The following is a 21,333-nucleotide window of genomic DNA, read 5'->3' as shown; positions in this document are numbered from 1 at the left end:
TGTGTGGTTTTTGTTTTAGGGCGCGCAACGGCGCGCGCGGGGGGCCCGCGGGCCCCCCCCACCCCGGGGCCCCCCCGCGGGGGTGATTCGGGAACCGCCGATTATAGCGCTTGCAGCAACAGGCTTCCGGTGGTGACGGCTGCCCAAACCCCCAGCCCCAGCAGGATCGGGCGCGACCCGGTGGCGCGCATCTGGCGCAGATCGGCGCTCAGGCCGATGGCGGCCAGGGCCAGCACCATTGCCAAGCCGCCTGCCGCGTGTAGCCCGTTTTGCAGGGGGGCGGGCAACCAGCCGCTGCTGCGCAAGGCCGCTGCCAGCACAAAGCCCACGATGAACCACGGCATCGCCTTGCCCAGCCCGGCAGGGGGCTGGCCGGGGGATGCGTGTTGCCGGCGCGCCTGCCAGGCCATTGCCGCGGCCAGCAACAGGCAGACCGGGAGGATCAGGGTGGCGCGGGTCAGCTTGACGATGGTGGCGTAGTCGCCGGCGTGGTGGCTGTAGGCATAGCCGGCAGCGACCACCGAGGATGTGTCATTGATCGCGGTGCCGGCCCACAGGCCGAATTGCGCATCGCTCATCTGCAGCAGATGCCCCAGCGGCGGGAACACCAGCACCGCGACCACGTTGAACAGGAAGATGGTGGACAGCGCGAACGCGGTGTCGTGCCCGTCGGAGCGAATGATCGGCGCGACCGCAGCGATCGCCGATGCCCCGCAGATGGCGGTGCCCACACCCACCAGTAACGCCAATTTCGCCGGGATTCTCAGGGCGCGACCCAGTCCCCATGCTGCAAGAAGGGCCAGCGCCAGGGTGGTGATGGTGACCCCCAGCGAACCCAGTCCGACCCGCGACACCTGGCCCAGATCGAGGCCGAAGCCCAGAAGGATGATCGAGAGCTGCAGCACGGATTTGCCGGTGAACTGCAGTCCTGGCTGACACCGCACCGGTGGCATCCAGCTCAGCCGCAGCCCGAGGCCCAGCAGGATCGCCAGCACTGCGCCACCCAGCAAAGGCAGAACCAGACCCAGTGCCCAGGCCGGCAGCGCCACGGCGGTGGCCAGTAGCAGGCCGGGCATGCGGTTCCCGGCAGTAGATGCAGTCGCCATCAGGTTCGCAGCCGGGTGGAGCAGGGAGCGGGCATGGCGAGCGATCCGCGTGGCGGTACCGCATGTGACAGCGGCGCATTGGCGGATTATAGCAACTGGGCAAGATTGCCCGGAGCGTAAGGAGTGGCGATGCGCAGGGTGCATTGGGCCGTGGGGTGTGCGCTGGTGCTGGCGTCGTTGCTGGCGCTGCCGTCGGACGTGCAGGCGGGCGACGACGGGATGTTCAGCCACAAGGACTGGGAGCTGGTCTGCGACAACACCCGCACCTGCCGCGCCGCCGGGTTCCAGGAGGAGGACGACGTGCATGCGGTGTCGATCTTGCTGACCCGGGCAGCGGGGCCGGCGACGGCGGTCACAGTGCAGCTGCAATTGGGCGATGGCAGCGACGAGGACGTGACACGGGTGCAAGCCCTGCCGGACAAGATTCCGTTGGTGTTGTGGCTGGCCGGCAAACCGGCGGGGACGGTAACGGTGGACAAACAGCGTCTTGTCGCAGAGCTGCCGACAGCGTTGGTGGCGGCGCTGCTGCCAGCGCTGGGCGGCAATGGCCGGATCGAATGGAAAAGCGGCAAGGCGACTTGGGTGCTGTCGACGGCCGGCGCCACGGCAGTTCTGCTGAAGATGGACGAGACGCAAGGGCGGCTGGGTACGCCCGGCGCGCTGGTACGACGCGGCAAGCGCGATGAAGCCTCGGTGTTGCCGCCGTTGCCGGCTCCGGTGGTGCTGGCCGCAGCGGTACCGAAAACGGCGTCGGGCACGGTGCTGACACCGGCGCAGGCCGATGCCATGCGCGCCACGCTGCGCAAGAGTCTGGGCAAGGGGCAGGACTGCGAGGCACTGACTGCGATCGCGGACAAGGACGATCCGGATGCCGGCACCCTGACCGTCTGGCCGCTGTCCTCCACCCAGCAACTGGTGGAAGTGCGCTGCTGGCTGGCGCCCTACAACGCGGGCTACGGCTACTGGGTGGTGGGCGGCGGAAAACCGCCCGTGCAAGTCACCGACAGCGGCAGCGAGTACGACGGTGCCGGCACCATCACGTCATTCCAGAAGGGACGTGGGATTGCCGACTGTGCCTGGAGTGACGCCTGGAACTGGGATGGACGGGCCTTCGTGCATACCGATTCCAGCGGGGATGGCATGTGCCGGATGGTGACCGCAGGCGGCGCCTGGTCGCTGCCTACCCTGGTGACGGAGGTGCGCCAGTCGGCGCGCGAAGGCGCGGGCAAGGCGGCCAAGCCGGTGCCGGCAAGGCGAACCCGTTAGAATTGCACTCCCCCACGTCCCCCCATTTCCGGAGCCGCCCGATGTTCTCCCGCGCCGACACGCTTGCCGCTTTCGATCCCGAACTGGCCCAGGCCATCGCCCATGAAGTCCGTCGTCAAGAGGACCACGTCGAGTTGATCGCCTCCGAGAATTACACCAGCCCGCGGGTGATGGAAGCGCAGGGCAGCCAGCTCACCAACAAGTACGCGGAAGGCTATCCGGGCAAGCGTTACTACGGCGGTTGCGAATATGTGGATATTGCCGAACAGCTGGCCATCGACCGCCTGAAGCAGCTCTACAACGCCGACTACGCCAATGTGCAGCCGCATAGCGGCAGCCAGGCCAACCAAGCGGTGTACTTCGCCCTGCTGCAGCCGGGTGACACCATTTTGGGCATGTCGCTGGCGCACGGTGGCCACCTGACCCACGGCGCCAAGGTCAATGCTTCGGGCAAGCTGTTCAACGCCGTGCAGTACGGGGTGAACGACGCCGGCCTGATCGACTACGACGAAGTGGAGCGCCTCGCGCTGGAGCACAAGCCGAAGATGGTGGTGGCTGGCTTCTCCGCCTATTCGCAGGTGGTGGACTGGGCGCGCTTCCGTGCGATTGCCGACAAGGTGGGCGCGTATCTGTTCGTGGACATGGCGCACGTGGCGGGCCTGGTGGCTGCCGGCGTGTATCCCAGCCCGGTGCCGCATGCGCATGTGGTGACCTCCACCACCCACAAGACCCTGCGCGGCCCGCGTGGCGGCATCATCATCGCCAGCCATGCGGCGATGGGCGATGCCGCCGAGGACATCCAGAAGAAGCTGCAATCCATCGTGTTCCCCGGCATCCAGGGCGGCCCGCTGATGCACGTGATCGCGGCCAAGGCGGTAGCGTTCAAGGAAGCGCTTGACCCGGCATTCAAGGAATACCAGCAGCAGGTGGTGAAGAACGCGCAGGCGATGGCCAAAGTCATCATTTCGCGCGGCTACAAGATCGTTTCCGGCGGCACCGAAAACCACCTGATGCTGGTGGACATGATCGGCAAGGATGTGTCCGGCAAGCAGGCTGAGGAAGCGCTGGGCAAGGCGCACATCACCGTCAACAAGAATTCCGTGCCGAACGATCCGCGCAAGCCGTTTGTCACATCCGGTCTGCGCATCGGCACGCCTGCGGTGACCACCCGCGGCTACAAGGAAGCCGACTGCGTGGCGCTGGCCGAGTGGATCTGCGACGTGCTGGACAACCCGAACGACGACAACGTGATTGCCGGCGTGCGGGCCAATGTCGAGAAGCAGTGCAAGCAGTTCCCGGTGTATGGCTGAGGCCCGGCGGACGGGGGGCTAGCGCATGCACTGCCCGTTCTGTCAGCACAGCGACACCCGCGTGATCGATTCGCGGGTCAGTGAGGATGGCGCCACCATCCGCCGCCGCCGTGGCTGCGAAGCCTGCGGCGAGCGGTTTTCGACGCTGGAAACCATCGAGCTGAAACTCCCGGTGATCGTCAAATCCGACGGTCGCCGTGAAGCCTTCGACGCGCGCAAGCTGCGGGTGGGCTTCGACCGCGCGCTGCAAAAACGCCCGGTGTCGGAGGAACAGGTGGAAGCGGCGGTGCGCGCGGTGGTTCACCAGTTGCGGATGACCGCCGAGCGCGAATTGCCGGCGCGCAAGATTGGCGAGTTCGTGATGGCCGAGCTGCGCAAGCTCGACCATGTGGGATATGTGCGCTTTGCTTCGGTGTATCGCAGCTTCGAGGACGTGGCCGATTTCCGTGAAGAACTCGACCGGCTGGAGCGCGAACACGTAACCGGAGGCATCGGGCCGTTGTTCCCGGAGCTTGCCGGCAAAACTCGGGACAGCAGGAAGGTGAAATGATGCGTTTGCCATGGCGCTCCACGGTCTTGGTCGGGCTGGCGTTGGTCGCGGGTCTGGCCGCGGCAGCCGGGCCTGGCGGGCACTATTACCTGGAGGGCGTCCGTGAGGTCGGTTCAGAGCTGGTCCTGCACGCGGACGGGCGCTTTGAATGGGGTCTGGCCTACGGCGCGCTGGATCAGACGGCGCGCGGCCGCTGGGCCCTGCGTGATGATCGGGTGCTGTTGACCACCGACCCGGCGCCGGCGGACAGGGCACCGTTCCGCCTGCTCGGGGCGGTGGCCTGGGATGCGGCAGCTGAAGAACGGCTGCGCAAGCTGGAGGCGGACCGGATGTTGGATCTGGTGCTGGCGCGCTGCCCGCTGCTGGCGGTGGAAGATGCGGCGTCCGCGCCGGCGGTAGTGAATGCGGCCACGCCGTCGAAGGCGGCGCTGATACAGGCGGCGCAGGCCGGTTTGACCGCGCTGGCGCGCGCGCGCGCGGAGGTCGAGACGGCGGCTGCGGCGGCCATGGCCGAGGGTGCGGATGCAGCAGCGATGGCGTCGGCGGTTGCGGCGATGGAAACCTATCGCGGTCAGCTGGCGCAGGCGCGGGATGCGCATGCCGTCGCCGGCCTGGCGTGGCCGCAGCTGCCGGAGCCAAGCTTGCCAGCGGCCTGCAACCTGCCACCGGCGTACGAGTCGGACGGCACGATCAGCACGGGTCCGGGGCAGGGCCTGGGGGTGAGGGTCGGGGATCCGGAAGCGGGCCTGCGCTACTCCGGGATCCGGGTCGACTTCGAATTTTCCGACGGTCATCGTGAGACGCGGGTCACCAACCGCGGTGGCTGGGCCCTGCTGCGGCCGCGGGCGGGCGCCCACCTGCGCAGGGTCGTGCTAGGGTTTGCCGCGGATCACGGCGAGCCGGCGGTCCCGCGGACTTGGCCGTTCGAAGCGCAGGCCGTGCGCGGGGATCTGTTGGATATCGCACTCGATAGCACGGTGCTGGCCAAGCCTGCCTTCACCCGAATGGAATTGCGGGTGGACGGCGACGCGCTGGTGCCGACCTGGCCCGATGGCGACGAGCAGGGCCGCTATGTCCGTCACTGAGGCCGGTTTCTCCGCCACCGACCATGCCCTGATGGCGTGTTCTCTGCGCCTGGCCGAACGTGGCGCGTTCACCACCCAACCGAACCCGATGGTCGGCTGCGTGATTGCGCAGGGCGAGACGGTGGTCGGCGAGGGCTGGCACCGGCGCAAGGGCGGACCGCACGCCGAGGTGTTTGCGCTGCAGGCTGCCGGTGACCGTGCGAAGGGGGCAACCGCCTACGTGACCCTGGAGCCCTGCGCGCATCACGGCAGCACGCCGCCGTGTGCGGATGCACTGATCGCGGCCGGCGTAGGGCGGGTGGTGGCGGCGATGCGCGACCCGTTTCCGCAGGTGGATGGCGCCGGCTTCGAGAAGTTGCGTGCAGCGGGGATCGCGGTCGAGCACGGTTTGATGGAAGCGCAGGCGCGCGAGCTTAACCGCGGTTTTCTGTCGCGCATGGAGCGCGGCCGGCCGTGGCTGCGGGTCAAGCTGGCGATGAGCCTGGACGGCCGCACCGCGCTGGCCAACGGCGATTCCAAATGGATCAGTGGCGAGGCCTCGCGGCAGGACGTGCAGCGCTGGCGCGCGCGCAGCGGCGCGCTGCTGACCGGGGCCGGCACGGTGCTGGCCGACGACCCACAGCTGACCGTGCGGCTGGATGACGGCAGCGAGTTCGTGCCGCCCCTGCGGGTGGTGCTGGACCCCGGGCTGGCCACGGTGGCGCGCGGCCGCGTGCGCGAGGGCGATGCGCCCACGCTCTATCTGCACGCGGCGGATGCCAAGCTGCCGCGCGGGTTGGAGATCGAACATGCGGCGGTGCCGGTACAGGGCAGCCATTTCGACCTCGACGCGGTGCTGCGCCTGCTGGCTGCACGCAGCATCAACGAGGTGCAGCTGGAGGCGGGGGCGACTCTGGCCGGGGCCTTTCTCGCTGCCGGTCTGGTCGACGAACTGCTGCTCTACGTCGCCCCAGTGATCCTCGGCGACCAGGCCCGCCCGCTGTTCGGCGGGCTCGGCATCGAGGCCATGGCCGAGCGCCTGCAGCTGCGACTGGTCGAATCGCGCAGCGTTGGTGTCGACCTGCGCCTGCTGCTGCGCGCCGCTGGCTGAACGGCGCGGCAGGGCACGTCCGGCGACGGTGCTAAAATGCCGGCGCCGGTTCGCCGGCACACCATACACATAGCGTCTTCAGGGCGGGGTGCAATTCCCCACCGGCGGTAGGCACGGCGTGTTGCAACGTGCGAGCCCGCGAGCGCCTTTGCCAGCGGCATCCGCCGACGGCAGAGGGTCAGCAGATCCGGTCCAATGCCGGAGCCGACGGTCACAGTCCGGATGAAAGAAGACAACTCCGCGCGGCCGTCCGGCCGCGTGCGCGTTGCCGGCCTGCAGCCGCACAGCTTGCGGAGGTTGGATGTTCACCGGATTGATCCAGGGCGTCGGCGCCTTGCGCAGCTTCGAACTGCACGATGGCGATGCGCGCCTCGTCGTCGACGTCGGCACGCTGCCGTTTGCCGACGTGCAGCTGGGCGAAAGCATCGCGGTCAACGGCTGCTGCCTGACCGTGGTCGCATTCGACGCGGCCAGCTTCGCGGTCGATGCCTCTACCGAAACCCTCGCCCTGACCAGCCTCGGCCAGCTCGCCATCGGCGCACCGCTGAACCTGGAGCGCGCCCTGCTGCCCAGCGACCGCCTTGGCGGTCATCTGGTCAGCGGCCACGTGGACGGGCTGGCCACCGCCGAGCGCTGCTGGGACGACGCGCGCGCCATCCGCTGGCGCTTCAGTGCGCCGAAGCCGCTGCTGCGCTACATCGCGCACAAGGGCTCGGTCTGCGTCGATGGCGTCAGCCTGACCGTGAACGCCGCCGACGAGACGGGCTTTGAAGTCGCGCTGATCCCACACACGGTGGCACACACCGCCTTCCGCACGCTGCAGGCCGGCGACGCGGTGAACATCGAAATCGATCTGCTGGCGCGCTATGCCGAACGCCTGCAAGCAACAAAGGACTGGACATGAGCTTTGCAACAATCCCGGAACTGCTGGACGAACTGCGCGCCGGGCGCATGGTGGTGATCGTCGATGACGAGGACCGCGAAAACGAGGGCGATTTGATCATGGCCGCCGAGCTGGTCAAGCCCACCGACATCAATTTCATGGTGACCCACGCGCGCGGCCTGGTCTGCCTGTCACTCACCCGCGAGCGCTGCGCGCAGCTGGGCCTGAACCCGATGGTGCGCGACAACACTTCGCCGCACCACACCAATTTCACCGTCAGCATCGAAGCGGCGGAAGGGGTGACCACCGGCATCAGCGCCTACGACCGCGCGCACACCGTGCGCACCGCCGTGCGCCCCGATGCCAAGCCCGCCGACCTCAGCCAGCCCGGCCACATCTTCCCGCTGACCGCGCAGCCGGGCGGCGTGCTGGCCCGCGCTGGGCATACCGAAGCAGCAGCCGACCTGGCCCTGCTGGCCGGCTTCGAGCCCGCTGGCGTGCTGGTGGAGATCCTCAACCCTGACGGCAGCATGGCGCGCCGCCCGGAGCTGGAAGTCTTCGCCCGCAAGCACGGCCTGAAGATCGGCTCGATCGAAGACCTGATCCGCTACCGGCTGGACACCGAGCACACGGTCGAGCGCATCGACAGCCGTGACATCACGACCGACCACGGCGCGTTCACCCTGCACACCTACCGCGACCGCCTCAGTCGTGGCCTGCACTACGCGCTGGTGCGCGGCGAAATCGAAGCCGACGCGCCGCTGCTGGTGCGGGTGCAGCCGCAGAACCCGCTGGCCGACGCGCTGCACTGGCGGCGCGAGGACTTCGGCCCGTTGGTGGGCGATGTGCTGGCGATGATCGCGGCCGACGGTCGTGGCGTGCTGGTGCTGCTGGGCGACGCGCCTGATGCCGAGGCCACCTTGGCACGCATCCGCGAACAGCCGGCGCCGCCCGCCAGCAAGGCAGGCGCACTGGCGCAATGGCGGCGCAACGGCGCCGGCAGCCAGATCCTGCACGATCTGGGGGCACGCCACCTGCGCGTGCTGGGGACGCCGCGCCGGCAGGTGGGGCTGGCGGGCTTCGGGCTGGAAGTCGTTGAGTACGTGGCGCTGCCGGCGCGGTAAACTGCACAGCCCCCCATTTCTGCCCACGCCGATGCCGCATTTCGAAGGCGATCTGCGCGTCCATTCCGACGCGCGTTTCGCGATCCTCGCCAGCCGCTGGAACCCGCGCATCACCGATGCGCTGGTGAGCGCCGCCCGCGCCGCCTTCGTGGCCAATGGCGTGGACGAATCCGCCATCGACGTGGTCCGCGTGCCTGGCGCGTGGGAATTGCCGATGGCCGCGAATGACCTTGCGAAAGCGGGCCGGCATGCCGCCATCGTGGCGCTGGGCTGCGTGGTGCGCGGCGACACCCGCCATTACGAGCAAGTAGCCGATGGTGCGTCCAACGGGCTGATGCAGGTGGCGCTGGCCACCGGTGTGCCGGTGTTGAATGGCGTGCTGGCGGTGGAGACGTTCGAGGATGCGCTGGCCCGCGCTGGCGGCAACCACGGCAACAAAGGCGAAGAATGCGCACTGGTGGCGATCGAAATGATCGACCTGCGCCGCAAGCTGCTGGAGCACGCATGAACAAGCACCATCCCCATCGCCGCCCCGACGGGCTGGACCCCGTGGCCCGCTCGCGTTCGCGTCGCCGCGCCTTGCAGGCCATCTACGCGTGGCAGATCAACCACGCCGACGAGCGTGGCCTGATCGCGCAGTTCGCCCACGAGCAGGCGCACGAAGTGGCCGACCTGGAATACTTCGAAGACTTGGTGCGCGGCGTGCTGCGGCACGTGGCCGAGCTGGATGCGGCGCTGTCTTCGCATCTGGATCGCGGCATCGAGGAGGTGGACGCCATCGAACGCGCCGCCTTGCGCATTGCCACCTACGAACTGACCCATCGCCCCGACGTGCCGTACCGGGTGGTGATCAACGAGGCGATCGATTCCACCAAACGCTTCGGCTCCGAACACGGCCACACCTACGTCAATGGCGTGCTGGACAAGGCCGCCGCCGCGTTGCGCGGCGTGGAATCGAAGAAATGAAGCGCCCCCTCCCCTGCGCGCAGGGGGAGGAGTAGCGAATGGAATTCGACCTGATCGCCCGCATCCGCCAACGCATCGCCGTGCGTGGTGACGTGTTGCTGGGCATCGGCGACGACTGCGCATTGCTGGTGCCGCCCCCCGGGATGCAACTGGCGGTGACGATGGATGCGCTGAATGCCGGCGTGCATTTCCCGGCCGCCACCGCGCCTGCCGACATCGGCTGGAAGGCGCTGGCGGTGAACCTGTCCGACCTTGCCGCGATGGGCGCGCAGCCGGCCTGGGGCACGCTGTCGCTGTCGCTTCCGCAAGCCGATGCCGGGTTCGTCGATGGGTTCTGCGACGGCTTCTTCGCGTTGGCCGCGCAGCATGGTTTCGCCCTGGTCGGCGGCGACACTACCCGTGGTCCGCTGTCGATCGCGCTCACCGCGCATGGCCTGGTGGAGCCCGGGCAGGCGTTGCGTCGCGATGGCGCACGGGTGGGCGACGATGTGTGGGTCAGCGGCACGCTGGGCGATGCCGCCGGCGCGCTGCGGCTGGGGCGGGTGGGACCGGGGGGACTGGGGGGTTTTTGGACCACAAAAAGCCACTCTGACCCCCTTTTCGAGCGGCTGAATCGGCCCACCCCGCGGGTGGCGCTGGGCCGCGCGCTGCGCGGGATCGCCAGCAGCTGCATCGACGTCAGCGACGGCCTGCTGGCCGACCTCGCCCACATCTGCCGCGCCAGCGGCGTCGGCGCGGAGGTCGATGTCGACGCGCTGCCGGCCAGCGATGCCCTTGGCACCGCGTTCGATCCCGACACCCGGCGTGTCCTGCAGGCCGCGGGGGGCGACGATTACGAGCTGTGTTTCACCGCGCACCCCGCGCGGCGCGCGGCGCTGCAACGGCTGTCGGCCACGCTGGCGCTGCCGCTGGCACGCATCGGCCACGTCATTCCCGGCACCGGCGTCCGCTGCGACGGCGTGGCCGCCGGGGCTGGTGGCTACCAGCACTTCGCCTGATTCACTCCGGCAGCAGCTTGCCCGGATTGAGGATGCCGTCCGGATCGAGCGCGTGCTTCACGGCGCGCATCGCCTCCAGCGTGGCGGCATCGAAGGCGCGGGCCATGAACGCGCGCTTGGACAGGCCGATGCCGTGTTCGCCGGACAGTGCGCCACCCAGCGCCAGCGCCAGTTCGAACACGCGCGGCAACACGGCGTGGGCGCGTGCGGTTTCGGCGGTGTCGTCCGGGTGGTAGAGGATGTTGACGTGCAGGTTGCCGTTGCCGGCGTGGCCGAAGCAGACGATGGGCAGCGCGGATGCGTCGGCCAGGGCTTCGACGCCGGCCACCAGTGCGGGGATGCGTGATACCGGCACCACCACGTCCTCGTTGATCTTGCCCGGGGCAATCGTGCGCAGCGCCGGTGACAGCGCGCGCCGTGCCGCCCACAACTTGTCGCGGGCGATGCCGTCCTGCGCCACGTCCATGTCGAGCAGTCCGTCGCCGTCGGCGGCGGCGCCCAGCGCGGCGAGAATGTCGGGCAGGGTGTCGAAGCTGCCATCGGCTTCCACCAGCAGCATCGCGCCGGCGTCCGGCACGTCGCTGCCGTTGTGGCGCAGCAGCGCGAGGCTGCGGCGGTCCATGAATTCCAGCATCGCCGGCACGACGGGTTGGGCCATCAGCCGTGACACCGCGGCGGCGGCGCTGGCGGCGTCGCGGTAGAACGCGCGCAGGCCGGCCTGCGCCTGCGGGCGCGGGGCGAGCTTCAGGGTCGCCTCCACGATCAGCGCCAGCGTGCCCTCGCTGCCCACCAGCAGGCGGGTGAGGTCGAAGCCGGAGGAACACTTGGTGTAGGCACCGCCGACGCGGATCAACTCGCCGGTGCCGGTGACGGCGACCAGGCCCAGCACGTTGTCGCGGGTGGCGCCGTATTTCACCGCGCGCGGGCCGCCGGCATTGGTGGCCAGGTTGCCGCCGATGGTGCAGCTTTCGAAGCTGGACGGATCCGGTGGCCAGAACAGGCCGTGCGGTTGCAACGCGGCTTGCAGCGCGCCATTGCACAGGCCGGGTTCGACCACCGCGCAGCGGTCTTCGCTGCGGATGTCGAGCAGGCGATTCATGCGTGCGAACGAAACGACGATCCCGCCCCGCGTCGGCACTGCGGCGCCGGTGGTGGCGGTGCCGGCACCGCGCGCGATCAGCGGCACGCGGTGGGCGCGGCAAGCGCGCACGAGGGCGACGACCTGTTCACGCGTTCGCGGCAACGCGACCGCATGGGGCAGGGCATGGCGGCGCGAATCGTCGCTGGCGTGCGCCTGGCGGGTGGCCGTGTCGGTGCGCCAGCCATCGCCCAGCAGCGCGGCAAGTTCGGTCTCCAGCGCGATGGGCAGGGGCATGGCGGTTACACCTCGTCGGCGCGAAAGGCATCGCGCAGCCAGTCCATCTGCGGCGCATCCGGTGCGCCGCGGGCGGCGATCACGTCGAAGCGGCAGGGGGCCTGCGCATGTTGCGGGTGGTGCAGCAGCCACTGTTGCGCCGCATGCACCAGTTTGCGGCGCTTGCCGGCATCCACCGACGCCGCACCGCCGCCAAAGGCTTGCGAGCCGCGGTAGCGTACTTCCACGAACACCACCGCCGCGCCATCGTGCATCACCAGATCCAGTTCGCCGCCCCGGCTGCTGGCATTGCGGGCCAGCAGGTGCAGGCCGCGGGCCCGCAGGTAGGCGAGTGCGGCGTCCTCCACCGCATCGCCGCGTGCGCGCCGTTGGGGCTCAGCGTGCGGCATCGCGCAGCGGCACCGGCACGCCGGCACGGAATTGCGACCATGCGGGCCGGCGCAGGATGTTGCCGAAGCCGTCCAGGCTCAGCCGCCCGGTGGCACCGGCCACCTCGGCATTGGGGTGCTGCGCCAATTGCTCCAGATGCCCGGTGAGCAACCAGGCATCGAAGCCGAACGCGAACAGGCGTGCGGCCGGGCCCTTGGCGCTGTCCACCCGCGCGGCGGCATTGGCCTGCGTGGGCAGGCCGGCCACGGGTTGCACCAGCCACGGCTCGGTGGGGAAGACGATGCCGTCCAGCGCCATGTCTTCGCTGGCCTTGCCGCTGCCGGAGAGAATCTGCGAACTGGCCAGCCGGGGCAGGCGGTCGAGCCCGGCCGCCGCCAACTGCGGTGCCAGGGCGCGCGCCTGGGGTGCCTTCAGGACCAGCAGCAAGGCGTCGGGCGCGTTGTCCTGTGCCAGTTGCGCCAGCGCATCGGCCATCGCCGTGCTGTAGCCGAGGGTGGCCACCACCGTCACGCGCCGGCGCTGCAATTGCGCCTTGGCGGCCTCGGTGGTGCGGCGCTGGATGTCGTCGCTGCCGGCGATCAGCAGCACGCGCTTGCTGCCGCGGTCCAGCAGGTGCTGGGCCAGGCTGATGCCTTCGTCCTCGGGTGACAGCGAAAACGCCGCATTGCCCGGCGATGGTGCGCGGTTGCCGCGGTTGAGCGCCAGCAGCGGCACCTCCAGCGGGGTGCTGGAGGCCAGGGCGTCCACGTCCTCGCGGCCCAGCGGACCGACGACCAGGTCATTGCCGTCGGCCTGCGCGTGCGCATAGGCCGCACCGGCGCCCGGAGTGGTGTCATAGAAATGCAGCGTGGGGCGGCGCCGGGATTCGCCGTAATAGCCGGCCAGGTAGCCGTCGCGCACGGCTTCGGCAGCGGCGGCCTGGCTGCCCGACAGCGGCAGCAGGATGGCCACGTTCAGCGGCGGGCGGTAGCCGTCGGTGTCGGCGGGCGGGCGGGTGGCGGCCCCGAAGCCGCTGCCGCCGCGATCGAACGGATGCGGCAGGGGCAGGCCGCGGCGCAGCAGGGTGCGACCGGCGAAATTGTAGAGGGCATCGCCCGCCGGCAGCCGGGCGGCATCGCGCGCCAGGGTGGCATCGTCCAACTGCGCCAGCAGGCCTTCGATGGCATTGGCGTTGTCGCGGCGGGCCTGGCCCTTCAGCGCATCGTGGCCGGCGGCCAGGGCCTGTGCCTCGATGAACGGCGGCGCGTAGGCGTGCACCGGCGGTGCCGAGGGCGGCGGCACGCTGGCGCAACCGGCCAGGGCCAGCAACAGGACGAGCAGGGCGGATCGCATCGGGGCCACGGGCTTGGGTAGTGGAGGGGGGAGGGCTACGATTCTACCTTCGCCCGCATTGAACACAGGCATGCCCACTTCCGGAACCCTCTTCGTGGTCGCCACGCCCATCGGGCATCTGGGCGACATCAGTCCGCGCGCACTGGAGACCTTGCGCAACGTGGTGGCGATTTGCGCCGAAGACACCCGTCGCAGCGGGCAGTTGCTGGCGCACTTCGGCATCGCCACGCCCTTGCTGGCGCTGCATGAGCACAACGAGGACGCCATCGCGCAGAAGATCGTCGCGCGCCTGCTGGCCGGTGAATCGCTGGCGCTGGTGTCCGATGCCGGCACGCCACTGGTGTCCGATCCCGGCTTCCGGCTGGTGCGCGCGGCGCGCGCGGCGGGTGTGAAGGTCAGCCCGGTGCCGGGAGCCAGCGCCTTGATCGCCGCACTCAGCGTGGCGGGGCTGCCCAGTGATCGGTTCGTGTTCGAAGGCTTCCTGCCGGCGAAAGCGTCGGCCCGGCGCGAACGCTTGCAGGCGCTGGCGAACGAGGCACGCACGCTGATCTTCTACGAATCTTCCCATCGCATCGACGAAACCCTGGCCGACATGGCGCAGGCATTCGGCGGCGCGCGCGCGGCGGTACTGGCGCGGGAGCTGACCAAGCTGTTCGAAACCGTGCTCGACGGCACCCTGGCGGAGCTGCATGCGCGGGTGCTGGCCGACGCCGACCAGCGCAAGGGCGAGTTCGTGGTGCTGGTGCAGGGCGCGGGTGAAGACGCCGACGCCAAGGTGCACGAAGGCCGCCGCCTGTACGCCAGGCTCAAGGAGCACCTGCCGCCCTCGACCGCGGCCAAGCTGGCGGCTGAGCTGTCCGGCGCGCCGCGCAAGGCGCTGTACGGCGTCGACTAACTCCGATCTCTCGGAGCCACCGGCATGCCATAGCCCCCCTTGGTAAGGGGGGCGCCGCGACAGCGGCAGGGGATCGGGAGCAAAGGAGCGGGACCCGAAGTTTGCGCTCTTGCAAACTTTGGGGGTCATTTGACGGCGAAAGCCGTAAAATGCACGCGGCGGAGTCGGCCAGGCAGTCGCGTCATCCTTCGGGGTGCCGAGGAAAGTCCGGGCTCCACAGGGCACGGTGCCAGGTAACGCCTGGGCGGCGAGAGCCGACGGAAAGTGCAACAGAAAGATACCGCCCAAGCCTGCGCAAGCAGGACGGCAAGGGTGAAATGGTGCGGTAAGAGCGCACCGCGAGCCTGGCAACAGGCCGGCACGGCAAACCCCACCGGGAGCAAGACCAAATAGGGAGGCGATGAGGCGGCCCGCCGAGTCTCCGGGTAGGTTGCTTGAGCGTAGCGGCGACGCTGCGCCTAGAGGAATGACTGCCGCGGCGCGCAAGCGTCGAACAGAACCCGGCTTATCGGCCGGCTCCGCCACTTTTTGCGGCCAGGCTCGACGTGGGCTGGCCGCTCCGGAATCGGGTTGTCCAGGCCATCCTTAACCAATGCCTGAGGTTCGGCTGGGGTTGGTTTACGCGCGGCGCGGGACACTGGTGCGGATGCCGGCATGGCCGGCTGGCTGGAGCCTCGCCGTGTCGAACCCATCACCGTTTTCATCCCCGGGCGACGTCCCGATGCCGGGTGGGCCGGCCAGCGTGCGGCCGGCATGCAGCGAAGATGCCGCCGCCGTCACGGCGCAGGCCTGCGCACGCCGGGTGGCACTGCCCCGGGTGTCCTGCGTCGTGCCGTGTCATGACGAGGCACGCAACCTCGATGCCCTGATGGCGCGGCTGTTGCCGGTGATGCGGGGCATGGCCGATGCCTGGGAGGTGATCCTGGTGGATGACGGCAGCCGCGACGACACCGCACAAGTGATGGCGTGCTGGGCATGCGTGCCGGGAGTGCGCGGCATCGAGCTGTCGCGCAACTTCGGCAAGGAAGCGGCGTTGCTGGCGGGGATGCGGGCCGCGCAGGGGGATGTGGTGGCCACCCTCGATGCCGATTTGCAGCACGCGCCGGAGTTGCTGCCGGTATTGCTGGACAAATGGCGCGAAGGTGCCGACAACGTGGTGGCGGTGCGCGCCTCGCGTGCCGATGAGGGGTTGCTCAAGCGAATGGGAACGCGCGCGTTCTACGCGCTGGTCAATGCCGGCGAACGCGTGGAAATGCCGGCCGATGCCGGCGACTTCCGCCTGCTGGACCGGAACGTGGTGGATGCCCTGTTGGCGATGCCGGAGCGCAACCGCTTCACCAAGGGGCTATGTGCATGGGTGGGCTTCGTGACGGCGGCGGTGCCCTATGCACCGGCTGCGCGCACGCAGGGGCATACCAAGTTCAATTTGTTGCGGTTGCTGGGGTTCGCGCTGGATGGCTTGACCGGGTTCACGACCTGGCCATTGCGTGCGGTCAGCATCCTGGGTTTTGGCATGGCGGGGCTGGCGATGGCGTATGGCCTGTACCTCACGGCGGATTACCTGCTCCACGGCCACAACGTCAGTGGCTGGACGACGATTGTCGTCGGCATCATGTTTTCTGCCGGCATCCAGTTGGTGTCGCTGGGCGTGGTGGGGGAATACGTCGGCCGCATTTTCGAGGAAGCCAAGGGGCGTCCGGCCTACGTGGTGAAGCGGCAATGCGGCACCGGGCTGGGGCAGGAGGCATGAGCGCGATGCGACGGCTCGACGCGCGCGACACCTGGCGCATCGCCCTGCTGGCGCTGCTCTGGCTGGCGCTGCTGGCCTGGGCGCGGCCCCTGATGTTGCCGGACGAAGGGCGTTATGTCGGGGTTGCCTGGTGGATGCAGCAAAGCGGTGACTGGACGCTGCCCACGCTGGATGGCCTGCCTTATTTCCACAAACCGCCGCTGTTCTACTGGATCACCGGGCTTGCATTGCGCCTGTTCGGCGTGCGCGAGTGGGCGGCGCGTGCGGCTTCGCTGCTGGCGGCCTGCGGTGGCGGCATGGCGCTGTTCTGCTTGCTGCGGCGCTGGTGGGGGGCGCGGGTGGCCGCGTTGGCGCTGGTGGCACTGCTGGCGCAGCCGTTCTGGTACCTGGGCGGGCAGTTCGCCAACCTCGACATGCTGGTGGCCGGCTGCATCACCGCCACCATCGTGTTGCTGGCGCATGCGGCGTTGCTGGCCGAACGCGGCATGGCGCATCGGCGCGCGTTGCTGGCTGCGTATGCGATGGCCGCGCTGGGCGTGCTGGCCAAGGGGTTGATCGGCTTCGTGCTGCCGGCCCTGGTGATCAGCCTCTGGCTGCTGGCGGGGCGGCGTTGGCGGACGCTGCTCAAGCTGCCGTCGTTGCCCGGCAGCGTGGTGTTCGTGGCGATCGCCGCGCCCTGGTTCATCGTCATGCAGATGCGATTCCCCGGGTTCCTGCATTACTTTTTCGTGGTCCAGCATTTCCAGCGCTTCGCGGCTGGCGGCTTCAACAACGTGCAACCCTTCTGGTTCTATCCGGTGGTGCTGGCGCTGGTGACGCTGCCGTGGCTGCCGTGGTTGCGCCCGCAGTTCGAAAAGGGCCGTCTGGCGGATGCCACGCGCGGCGACCTGCGTCTGTTGTGCTGGGTGTGGCTGGTGGTGATCGTGGGGTTCTTCTCGCTGCCCAGTTCGAAGTTGCTGGGCTACATCCTGCCTGCGGTGCCGCCACTGGCCGCCCTGCTTGCCGATGGCATCGACACCTGGCGCGGCCGCGGCACACGTGGCTGGCGCTGGAGTGCCGCCCTGTCGGTGGCGTTGGCAATGCTGGCGGTGGCGGTGCTGGCGCGGCACACGCCGCATTCCAGCAAGCCGCTGGCGCGGGTGCTGCACGCGCAGCGGCATGCGGATGCGCCGGTGTACGTGCTCGACGAGGATTTCTTCGACCTGCCCTTCTACGCACGCCTGGCCCGGCCGGTTGTGTACGTGCAGCCGTGGGACAACCCCGATCTTCGTCACCACGACAATTGGCGCAAGGAGTTGCTGGATGCGGGCGGTTTCGCGCCGACGCGCGCCAGCCAGCTGCTGTTGCCGCCGTCACGGTTTCCGGCCGCGCTGTGCGCGCAGTCGGAAGCCTGGGCGGTGGGGCCGCAAGGCGTGCTGGCCGGCTATCCGTTCCTGGCGTCCGCGACGCGGGCGGCAAGTACCCGCGAGGCCGCGCTGTGGCGGCTGGACATGCACCAGCCGCAGCTCAGGCGCGCGCTGGGTTGCCGCGGAACACCCACAGCCGGCTGAGCGCCCAGGTCATGCCGGCCACCAACACCAGCACACCCGTGAGCAGGATGCGGTATCCCAATGTGCTCCAATGCAGCGATGCCGCGAAGGTGGTTTCGTTGATGAGAAAGCCGGTGGCCGAGAGTGCGACGAAGCGCGGCATCGAGTGCCGCAGCGGCGTGCCGTGCCCGCGAAAGGTGAGGTGGTGATGCCCGGCGAACGAGACCCCCAGCGCGACCAGCCAGCCGAACAGGTTGGCCAGCAAGGGGCGCAGCGCGGCCTGTTCGACCAGCGCCACCACGGTCAACCAATGCACGGCGGCCGCGAGGCAGCCGACGGCAATGAAGCGCAGGGCTTGCATGTTCAGGCGCATGCCACCGGCCTCCGTGCCGGGGCGGCGGTGTGCCTGTGCGCCGACGACTTTGGCCTGGATGCAGGCGTGAATGCCGCCATCGTGCAGTTGGCGGACATGGGACGCGTGCAGGCCACCGGCGTGTTGGTGGGGGCACCCGCTTTCCGGCGCGGTGCCCCGGCCCTTGCGGGCCTGCGTGCGCGCGGGCTGGAGGTGGGGCTGCATCTGGATTTCACGGAGTTCGCCTTGTTGCCGGGGGCGCGGCGCGCGTTGGCGGCGCTGATCCGCCAATCTTACGTCGGGGGCCTTGCTGCCTCGACGGTGCGCGCGGAAATTCACGCGCAACTGGATGCTTTCGCGGCGGCCTGCGGGCATGCACCGGACTTCGTGGATGGCCATCAGCACGTGCACCAGTTGCCGGTCATCCGCACGGTGCTGTTGGACGTGTTGCAGCAGCGCGGTGCGGCCGTCCGGCCCTGGCTGCGCAGGACCCGCTGCACCCTGTGCCCCGCGCAGGCAGGGGGGTGGCGGGGTTGGGCCAAGGCGAAGGTGATCGAAACCCTGGGGGCCGCTGCGCTGGAGAACGCGGCGCGGCAGGCCGGGTTTGCGCAGAACCGCGCGCTGCTGGGCGTGCACGGCTTCGACGCCGATGTTCCGCGTTACCGGCAGTTGCTGGAAGGCTGGCTCCGTGCCGCGCAGCGGGGCGACCTGCTGATGTGTCACCCCGGCACGGGGGATGGCGGTGGCGACCCGTTGGCGCAGTCGCGACGGGTGGAATTCCAGGTATTGGCGGACCCGGCTCTCGACGCCATGCTGGCGCGCTGCAACGTGCGCCTGCAACCGCTGCGGCAGACGCTGGTGGAGGGCATCGCGGCGTGAGGGCTCAGGTGGGCGGCAGGGCGAGCCGGGTTTCGCCGGTGCAGCGGCCTGCCGCATCGAAGCTGCGTTCGTGGATGCGGGCATTGCCGTCGTGGCCCACCAGGATCAGGGTGCTGGCGCGGGTGCCATAGCCGGGTTGGCGGACGAAGGCGGCCGAGAGTGGGCGCTCCAGCGCCAGCCCGATGCCGGTGTCGGGCAGCTCCGCGTCGGCGGCGATGCGGGTATCGGCCAGCGCGTCCCACAGCGGTTGCAGGCTGTCGTCGCCGGCTTCCACCCAGTGCCGCAGGGTGGCGCGCAGGGCCCGGGTCTTCGGCCAGTCCGCATCGAACGCACCATTGGACAGCCCGTGCACGCCGGCGGTGATGGCCTGCGCACCGCTGGCCGGGTGGTTGCCGACGTAGGCGCAATGCCCGGCATCGGCGAGCAGCAGGTTGAACGGGGCATAGGTGGCGGCACGCGCGGCCAGCGCCTCGGCATGCGCGGCGGCATCCGTGCGCGCGGTCAGGAAATCCACCGGCAGGGCACCCCGGGAGGGCCCCGGGAAGGGCGACGGCAGGCCGTGGCGGACATTGGTCACCACCGCCACCCGGCCGCCGGGGGCCAGCCCCATCCAGGTGCCGCCGGAGCGCAGGTCGCGCCCGGCCAGCACAGCGGCATCGGGCCATCGGGCCAATGCCGCGGTGGGGCGGGCGTAGTGCTCGTCGCGGTTTCCGGCCAGCACCAGCCGCCAGCGGGGGTGCGTTTTCCAGGCGAGCGCGACCAGGCACATGCGCGCATTGTGCCGCGCGCCCGGCCATTCAGTTATTGCAGTGCAGCAAGATGGTGGTGACAGGGGCGCGCCATGTTCAGGAAGGAGTGAAAATTCAAAAAATATGGGGAAACAAGGGGTTGTGGATAAAGCTTGAGCAACTTCTTGAAGTTTGACGCAAGTCATTGAGCGGGCACGGAAAAATTCGTGCATCTCGTTGTTGACAGAGGTGGATAGCCTGCTAAGGTGGGCGCTCGTGGGAAAACCGGGTTTTTTGTGGTTTTTTGGTTGTGAACTCCGCAGCAGACGGGGGCGACAAGGGCAGCATGTTCCAGGGCGAAACCGCCATCACCATCGACGACAAGGGCCGGCTGGCGATTCCGACCGCCTACCGGGAGCTCGTTGCGCGCGACTGCGGCAATCGTCTGGTGCTGGTCTACAACGTCTATGACGCCGGTTGCCTGTGGCTGCTGCAGCACGCGCAGTGGGAAGCCCTGCGCGACCAACTCAATGCCCGCGGCATGCAGTCGGCACAGGTGCGTGCCTTGCGCCGCAAGCTGGTGGCGTCGGCGGTGGTGGTCGAGCCGGACGGCAATGGCCGCATCCCGTTGCCCGCCAGCATGCGCGCCAACGCCGGCATCGACCGCAAGGCCGTGCTGCTGGGGATCGGCGACCGTTTCGAGCTGTGGGGCGAGCAGGAATACCAGATGCACATGCGGCAGACCCTCGGGGATGCCGATCTGGATGACGCGCTCCGGGACCTGCCGTTGTGAGTGGTGGTGGCGCGGGCATCGCGTCCGCCCACCTCCCGGTGCTGTTTGCCGAGGTCATGGACGGGTTGGCGGTGAAAGGGGATGGCACCTATCTGGACGGGACGTTCGGGCGTGGCGGGCACGCCCATGGGGTGTTGCAGCGGTTGGGGCCGCAGGGGCGCTTGCTGGTGATGGACAAGGACCCGGATGCGATCGCGGTGGCCATGCAGATGGCCGACGCCGATGCGCGCCTGTCCTGGCGGCGCGGCAGCTTCGCGGCCCTGGCCGACTGGCCGGCCACTGCGACGGGCCTGGATGGCGTGCTGCTCGATCTCGGCGTGTCGTCGCCGCAGCTGGATGTGGCCGCGCGCGGCTTCTCGTTCGGCAAGGATGGCCCGCTGGACATGCGCATGGATCCCGAATCCGGCGAGAGCGCCGCCGAGTGGCTGGCCCGCGCCTCGGAAAAAGAGATCGCCGACGTGCTGTGGCTCTATGGCGAAGAGCGCCAGAGCCGGCGCATCGCCCGCGCGATAGTCGCCGCGCGCGCGCAGGCGCCGCTGCTGCGTACCGCACAGCTGGCTGAATTGATTGCGCAGGCCTGCCCGCGCGGTGCCAGCAAGACCCATCCGGCCACGCGCAGCTTCCAGGCCATCCGCATCCACATCAACCGCGAGCTGGCCGACCTCGAAGCCGGCCTCGATGCCGCGCTGGCGCGACTCAAGGTGGGCGGGCGGCTGGCGGTGATCAGCTTCCACTCGCTGGAAGACCGCATCGTCAAGCAGTTCATGGTGAAACACGCCAAGGCACCGCCGGCCAGCCGGCGGATGCCGGTGGACGTGGCGTTCACGCCGGTGCTGCGGTTGGTGGGCGGCGCACAGAAGGCCTCCGAGGCCGAGCTGGCCGCCAATCCGCGTGCGCGCAGCGCGGTGCTGCGGGTGGCCGAGAAGCTGCCG

Annotated in this window: 21 protein-coding genes, 1 other RNA gene, 1 pseudogene and 1 riboswitch; of the genes and pseudogenes, 17 read left to right on the top strand and 6 right to left on the bottom strand. The window is 69.3% G+C overall.

Going from position 1 to position 21,333, the window contains the following annotated elements; translation table 11 throughout:
* Positions 1-101: 101 nt before the first annotated feature.
* Positions 102-1,076, bottom strand: a complete 975-nt coding sequence (locus tag ACE3OK_RS08675; RefSeq protein WP_374249136.1) for a YeiH family protein — start codon at positions 1,074-1,076, stop codon at positions 102-104.
* A gap of 159 nt (positions 1,077-1,235) precedes the next feature.
* On the opposite strand from ACE3OK_RS08675, the gene ACE3OK_RS08670 reads away from it, so the two are divergent.
* The 10 genes from ACE3OK_RS08670 to thiL all read left to right on the top strand — a co-directional run bounded on the left by ACE3OK_RS08670 (position 1,236) and on the right by thiL (position 10,378).
* Complete coding sequence (locus tag ACE3OK_RS08670; protein ID WP_374249135.1) at positions 1,236-2,372, top strand: DUF1176 domain-containing protein; 1,137 nt, start codon at positions 1,236-1,238, stop codon at positions 2,370-2,372.
* A 41-nt stretch (positions 2,373-2,413) separates the two neighbouring features.
* A complete protein-coding gene (gene glyA / locus ACE3OK_RS08665) occupies positions 2,414-3,682 on the top strand; it encodes a serine hydroxymethyltransferase (RefSeq protein WP_374249134.1) in 1,269 nt (422 codons plus the stop codon).
* Between the two features lie 25 nt (positions 3,683-3,707).
* On the top strand, positions 3,708-4,232 hold the full coding sequence (gene nrdR / locus ACE3OK_RS08660; RefSeq protein ID WP_374249133.1) for a transcriptional regulator NrdR: 525 nt from the start codon (positions 3,708-3,710) through the stop codon (positions 4,230-4,232).
* Positions 4,229-5,317 carry a hypothetical protein gene (locus ACE3OK_RS08655; RefSeq protein WP_374249132.1) on the top strand — a complete coding sequence of 363 codons (1,089 nt, stop codon included), beginning with the start codon at positions 4,229-4,231 and terminating at the stop codon, positions 5,315-5,317. The genes nrdR and ACE3OK_RS08655 overlap by 4 nt, the downstream gene beginning before the upstream one ends.
* A complete protein-coding gene (gene ribD, locus ACE3OK_RS08650) occupies positions 5,304-6,407 on the top strand; it encodes a bifunctional diaminohydroxyphosphoribosylaminopyrimidine deaminase/5-amino-6-(5-phosphoribosylamino)uracil reductase RibD (RefSeq protein ID WP_374249131.1) in 1,104 nt (367 codons plus the stop codon). Before ACE3OK_RS08655 ends, ribD begins: the two co-directional genes overlap by 14 nt.
* Before the next feature lie 70 nt (positions 6,408-6,477).
* Positions 6,478-6,645, top strand: a riboswitch (FMN riboswitch).
* 63 nt (positions 6,646-6,708) lie between these two features.
* Complete coding sequence (locus tag ACE3OK_RS08645; RefSeq protein ID WP_374249130.1) at positions 6,709-7,311, top strand: riboflavin synthase; 603 nt, start codon at positions 6,709-6,711, stop codon at positions 7,309-7,311.
* On the top strand, positions 7,308-8,414 hold the full coding sequence (ribB, locus tag ACE3OK_RS08640) for a 3,4-dihydroxy-2-butanone-4-phosphate synthase (RefSeq protein WP_374249129.1): 1,107 nt from the start codon (positions 7,308-7,310) through the stop codon (positions 8,412-8,414). Before ACE3OK_RS08645 ends, ribB begins: the two co-directional genes overlap by 4 nt.
* A 31-nt stretch (positions 8,415-8,445) precedes the next feature.
* Positions 8,446-8,922, top strand: a complete 477-nt coding sequence (ribH, locus tag ACE3OK_RS08635) for a 6,7-dimethyl-8-ribityllumazine synthase (RefSeq protein WP_374249128.1) — start codon at positions 8,446-8,448, stop codon at positions 8,920-8,922.
* Entirely contained in the window at positions 8,919-9,380 is a 462-nt protein-coding gene (gene nusB, locus ACE3OK_RS08630) for a transcription antitermination factor NusB (protein ID WP_374249127.1), read from the top strand. The genes ribH and nusB overlap by 4 nt, the downstream gene beginning before the upstream one ends.
* A gap of 38 nt (positions 9,381-9,418) precedes the next feature.
* Complete coding sequence (gene thiL / locus ACE3OK_RS08625; RefSeq protein ID WP_374249126.1) at positions 9,419-10,378, top strand: thiamine-phosphate kinase; 960 nt, start codon at positions 9,419-9,421, stop codon at positions 10,376-10,378.
* A 1-nt stretch (position 10,379) separates the two neighbouring features.
* Here the strand turns inward: thiL and ACE3OK_RS08620 are convergent, their stop codons facing one another.
* The 3 genes from ACE3OK_RS08620 to ACE3OK_RS08610 are packed head-to-tail and all read right to left on the bottom strand — an operon-like array spanning position 10,380 to position 13,475.
* A complete protein-coding gene (locus ACE3OK_RS08620) occupies positions 10,380-11,753 on the bottom strand; it encodes an FAD-binding oxidoreductase (RefSeq protein ID WP_374249125.1) in 1,374 nt (457 codons plus the stop codon).
* Between the two features lie 5 nt (positions 11,754-11,758).
* Complete coding sequence (locus ACE3OK_RS08615) at positions 11,759-12,142, bottom strand: YraN family protein (RefSeq protein ID WP_374249124.1); 384 nt, start codon at positions 12,140-12,142, stop codon at positions 11,759-11,761.
* The gene (locus ACE3OK_RS08610) at positions 12,129-13,475 is read right to left on the bottom strand and encodes a penicillin-binding protein activator (RefSeq protein ID WP_374249123.1); all 1,347 of its coding nucleotides are present in this window, start codon (positions 13,473-13,475) and stop codon (positions 12,129-12,131) included. Before ACE3OK_RS08610 ends, ACE3OK_RS08615 begins: the two co-directional genes overlap by 14 nt.
* Before the next feature lie 70 nt (positions 13,476-13,545).
* On the opposite strand from ACE3OK_RS08610, the gene rsmI reads away from it, so the two are divergent.
* From rsmI to ACE3OK_RS08590, 4 genes are all read left to right on the top strand, one after another.
* Entirely contained in the window at positions 13,546-14,370 is an 825-nt protein-coding gene (gene rsmI / locus ACE3OK_RS08605) for a 16S rRNA (cytidine(1402)-2'-O)-methyltransferase (protein WP_374249122.1), read from the top strand.
* Between the two features lie 160 nt (positions 14,371-14,530).
* An RNA gene (gene rnpB, locus ACE3OK_RS08600) (RNase P RNA component class A) lies at positions 14,531-14,894 on the top strand.
* A gap of 68 nt (positions 14,895-14,962) precedes the next feature.
* Positions 14,963-16,120: a glycosyltransferase family 2 protein gene (locus ACE3OK_RS08595; RefSeq protein WP_374249121.1), complete on the top strand. Its 1,158-nt coding sequence runs from the start codon at positions 14,963-14,965 to the stop codon at positions 16,118-16,120.
* Positions 16,117-17,670 (top strand): ArnT family glycosyltransferase, encoded by a 1,554-nt coding sequence (locus ACE3OK_RS08590; RefSeq protein WP_374249120.1) that lies wholly within the window; start codon positions 16,117-16,119, stop codon positions 17,668-17,670. Before ACE3OK_RS08595 ends, ACE3OK_RS08590 begins: the two co-directional genes overlap by 4 nt.
* Here the strand turns inward: ACE3OK_RS08590 and ACE3OK_RS08585 are convergent.
* Positions 17,627-18,022, bottom strand: a complete 396-nt coding sequence (locus ACE3OK_RS08585) for a GtrA family protein (RefSeq protein WP_374249119.1) — start codon at positions 18,020-18,022, stop codon at positions 17,627-17,629. The genes ACE3OK_RS08590 and ACE3OK_RS08585 overlap by 44 nt on opposite strands.
* On the opposite strand from ACE3OK_RS08585, the gene ACE3OK_RS08580 reads away from it, so the two are divergent.
* Positions 17,960-18,880: a ChbG/HpnK family deacetylase gene (locus tag ACE3OK_RS08580; RefSeq protein ID WP_374249118.1), complete on the top strand. Its 921-nt coding sequence runs from the start codon at positions 17,960-17,962 to the stop codon at positions 18,878-18,880. The two genes, ACE3OK_RS08585 and ACE3OK_RS08580, sit on opposite strands and share 63 nt — an antisense overlap.
* 4 nt (positions 18,881-18,884) lie before the next feature.
* On the opposite strand, the gene ACE3OK_RS08575 is transcribed toward ACE3OK_RS08580, so the two are convergent.
* Positions 18,885-19,649: an NRDE family protein gene (locus tag ACE3OK_RS08575; RefSeq protein WP_374249117.1), complete on the bottom strand. Its 765-nt coding sequence runs from the start codon at positions 19,647-19,649 to the stop codon at positions 18,885-18,887.
* 305 nt (positions 19,650-19,954) lie between these two features.
* Between ACE3OK_RS08575 and ACE3OK_RS08570 the strand changes: the two genes are divergently transcribed.
* Positions 19,955-20,401, top strand: coding sequence for a division/cell wall cluster transcriptional repressor MraZ (locus ACE3OK_RS08570; protein ID WP_374249237.1), 447 nt, complete (start codon positions 19,955-19,957; stop codon positions 20,399-20,401).
* Positions 20,398-21,330 (top strand): annotated as a pseudogene (gene rsmH, locus ACE3OK_RS08565) (16S rRNA (cytosine(1402)-N(4))-methyltransferase RsmH); the annotation flags it as partial. The gene ACE3OK_RS08570 and the pseudogene rsmH, both read left to right, overlap by 4 nt.
* Between the last annotated feature and the right edge of the window lie 3 nt (positions 21,331-21,333).

The sequence above is a fragment of the Thermomonas sp. genome (assembly GCF_041905325.1).
GTDB lineage: Bacteria > Pseudomonadota > Gammaproteobacteria > Xanthomonadales > Xanthomonadaceae > Thermomonas.
This window is presented reverse-complemented; position numbering and strand designations above follow the sequence as displayed.